This is a genomic window from Pseudomonas sp. K5002 (assembly GCF_013386655.1).
Lineage (GTDB): Bacteria > Pseudomonadota > Gammaproteobacteria > Pseudomonadales > Pseudomonadaceae > Aquipseudomonas.
In genome coordinates this window covers 1-3,074 of record NZ_JACARK010000735.1, presented here as the reverse complement: position 1 = coordinate 3,074, position 3,074 = coordinate 1, and the positions used below count along the sequence as shown (strand labels likewise).

The following is a 3,074-nucleotide window of genomic DNA, read 5'->3' as shown; positions in this document are numbered from 1 at the left end:
CAGGCCGCTGGCGGAGCGGGTGAACAGCACCACGTTGAGGGATTTTTCCAGCGCAGCGATGTGCCGCCCGACCGTGGGCTGCGTGATGCCGAGCTGCCGTGCGGCCCCCGACAACGATCCTTCCTTGAGTACCCCGAGGAACGACCGGTAAAGCTCCCAACCAATATTTGATGCCATGCATAAATGTATAGCGTCTGGATGATCTTCGGCAATTCCTCTATAGCTCGCCGGCGAACAGAATCGCCCCATCACACAACCCTCAGGGGAAAAAGCATGAACAAGGTTCTGGTAATGGGCGCGACAGGCGGGATTGGTGGTGAGGTGGCACGGCAGTTGTTCGCTGCGGGCTGGCAGGTGTGCGCCCTGACGAGGGATGTGGATAAGGCTCACAAGCAGAATGCCGATTTCACCTGGATAAAAGGTGATGCGCTGAACCGTGGGGAAGTCGTCGCAGCGGCCCGGGGTTGTTCGGTGATCGTGCATGCGGTCAACCCGCCTGGTTATCAGCGCTGGGCAGAGCTGGTGCTGCCGATGATCGACAACAGCATCGCGGCGGCAGTCGCGGAAGGGGCGACGATTGTCTTGCCAGGCACGGTGTACAACTTCGGGCCTGATGCCTTTGCGCGGTTGGAGGAAGATTCGCCGCAGCATCCCCTTACCCGCAAGGGCGCGATCCGGGTGGAGATGGAGCAGCGTTTGCTTGAGGCGACCCAGCAGGGCGCACGGGCGCTGATCGTGCGGGCAGGCGATTTTTTCGGCGCCAAGGCCGGCAGCAGCTGGTTTTCCCAAGGCCTGGTCAAACCCGCAAAACCGGTGGCCAGCGTGAGTTATCCGGGAGCGCCAGGCGTGGGGCATCAGTGGGCTTACCTGCCTGATGTGGCGAGGACCATGGTCGAGTTGATTGCACGCCGCGACAGCCTTGATGCCTTCGCCCGCTTTCATATGGCGGGGCACATAGATGCGGACGGTCGGCAGATGAGCCAGGCGATTCAGCGGGTGGTGTCACGCAAGACCGGCCAACAGCCTTCTGTACGTGCTTTCCCGTGGTGGCTGCTGAAACTGGCCGCGCCCTTTGTCACCACCTTCCGCGAGATGCAGGAGATGCGCTACCTGTGGCAAACCGAGGTACGCATGGATAACCGCCGCCTGGTGCAGGTGCTGGGCAGCGAACCCCACACACCGTTGGACGAGGCGGTTGAGGCGACGTTAGTTGGTATTGGTTGCTTGCCTAGGAGCGCCTGATCAATCGCACATACACCGCGATATTGATCAACAGCACCAGCGCGCCCAGCCCCAATTGAATCTGCGGCGTCAGCCCGGCCGGGTAGATCAGGGTCAGGATGTAATGCTCGATAAAGCCGCCGTCATATCCGTCCTGCCCGGCCAAATGACGAAACAGATTTTCCCAGCGGGTCAGCGGGCAGGGCAGATGGAACACTTCAACGGCAACGCCCCACGCGGCGGCAGGCAAATGCAGCCACATGACCGGTCGCCATTTGAGGGCGAGCAAACCGCCAAACAGCACGAACAGAATGAACGACAAATGAAACAGCACCAGGCCGTCGGCGGCGAAGCGGTAGAGCATGATGGGGTTCGCTTTTTGAATGGATCAGGTCCCGAATTCTTCCTTCAGGAACTCGATAAACACCCGCAATTTCTTCGGCGTGTTCGTACGGTTGAAGTAATACAAATACAGCGCGCTGTGGGCAATCCAGTCGTCCAGCACCTCCACCAACTCACCGCGTTGCAGGTACTGCTCGACGCTGGAGCGCGCCACGTAGGCAAAGCCAAACCCGTCCAGCGCACCGCGCACCATCAATTCAACATCGTTGGTCGCCAGCCGGCCTTTTACCGTAACCCGCATCTGCTTGCCGGCTTTTTCAAAGTCCCAGCGGTGCAGCGAGCCGGTCTGCGCACTGCGGTAGTTGACGCACTCATGCTCGAGCAAGTCGTGGGGATGAGTGGGCAGTTTGCGCCCTTGCAAATACTGCGGCGTGGCGACGATGACGAATCGCAACTGCGTCGCCACCGGCACCACCACCATGTCTTCGGCCAGCACATGGTCGTAGCGGATGCCCGCGTCAAAACCCTGGGCGACGATGTCCACCAGGCTGTTGTCCACCGCCACTTCCAGGTTGATGCCCGGGTATTTGCGCAGGAAGCGCTGGAGCAACGGTTGCAGGACCATTCGGCTGGCGGTGGAGGGAATGTTCAGGCGCAAGGTGCCGGCGGCGTCGACCGTCGCCGCTGCTACGCTGTGCAGGCTGGTTTGCAGTTCTTCCAGCAGCGGCGTGATCTTCTGGATCAACTGCTCGCCGGCCTCGGTCACGCTGACGCTGCGGGTGGTGCGGTTGAGCAGTTGCACACCCAACTGTTTCTCGAGGGCGCGCACGCGATGGCTGACGGTCGACACCGACAGGCTGCTGGCGTCGGCCGCCTGGGTGAAGCTTTTCGAGCGGGCGACCTGCAGGAACAGTCGCAACTGCTGAAAATCGGGCGTGTCCATTGTGTGGTATTTCCGAAAGGGCCTTGTGGATTATGCATCTTTTTAGCAAGAACAGCGGCGCGCATACTTTTCCTACACACACGAGGATTGGCCCTTTATGACGACTTCCACCGCAAAACCCGTCTGGTTCATCACTGGCTGCTCCACCGGTTTCGGCCGCCAGCTGGCGTTGCACACCCTGAGCCTCGGCTACCCGACCGTGGTCACCGCGCGTAATCCGCAGCAGGTGCAAGACATCGTTGCCGGTCACGAAGAAAACGCCCTGGTCCTGACGCTGGACGTTACCGACCAGGCCCAGGTCGAGGCGGCTGTCAAAGCGGCTGAAGAACGTTTCGGCCATATCGACGTACTGGTCAACAACGCCGGTGTCGGCTACTTCGGCTCCTTCGAAGAAAGCGACCTGGATGACGTGCGCAACATGTTCGAAATCAACGTGTGGGGCTTGAGCGCCATGACCCGCGCGGCCTTGCCCGGCATGCGCGCCCGGCGCTCGGGCAGCATCGTGAACATTTCCTCGGTGGGCGGTGTGGCGGCGTTCCCGTCGCTGAGTTTCTACAATGCGACCAAG

5 protein-coding genes are annotated in these 3,074 nt (G+C 60.8%); 2 read left to right on the top strand and 3 right to left on the bottom strand.

Translation table 11 applies throughout. The features are described from left to right. Positions 1–177 (bottom strand): LysR family transcriptional regulator (locus HX846_RS27400; RefSeq protein ID WP_178966485.1); only part of this gene is annotated, 177 nt, incomplete at its 3' end. Positions 178–273: 96 nt separating this feature from the next. Here HX846_RS27400 and HX846_RS27395 point away from each other — a divergent pair. Continuing rightward, the gene (locus HX846_RS27395) at positions 274–1,242 is read left to right on the top strand and encodes an SDR family oxidoreductase (RefSeq protein ID WP_178966484.1); all 969 of its coding nucleotides are present in this window, start codon (positions 274–276) and stop codon (positions 1,240–1,242) included. Here HX846_RS27395 and HX846_RS27390 read toward each other — a convergent pair. Continuing rightward, complete coding sequence (locus tag HX846_RS27390) at positions 1,229–1,585, bottom strand: DUF2784 domain-containing protein (RefSeq protein WP_178966483.1); 357 nt, start codon at positions 1,583–1,585, stop codon at positions 1,229–1,231. The genes HX846_RS27395 and HX846_RS27390 overlap by 14 nt on opposite strands. Positions 1,586–1,609: 24 nt before the next feature. Further along, on the bottom strand, positions 1,610–2,506 hold the full coding sequence (locus tag HX846_RS27385) for a LysR family transcriptional regulator (RefSeq protein ID WP_004371170.1): 897 nt from the start codon (positions 2,504–2,506) through the stop codon (positions 1,610–1,612). 97 nt (positions 2,507–2,603) lie between these two features. On the opposite strand from HX846_RS27385, the gene HX846_RS27380 reads away from it, so the two are divergent. Continuing rightward, the coding region (locus tag HX846_RS27380) for an SDR family NAD(P)-dependent oxidoreductase (protein WP_178966482.1) at positions 2,604–3,074 on the top strand (471 nt) is incomplete at its 3' end.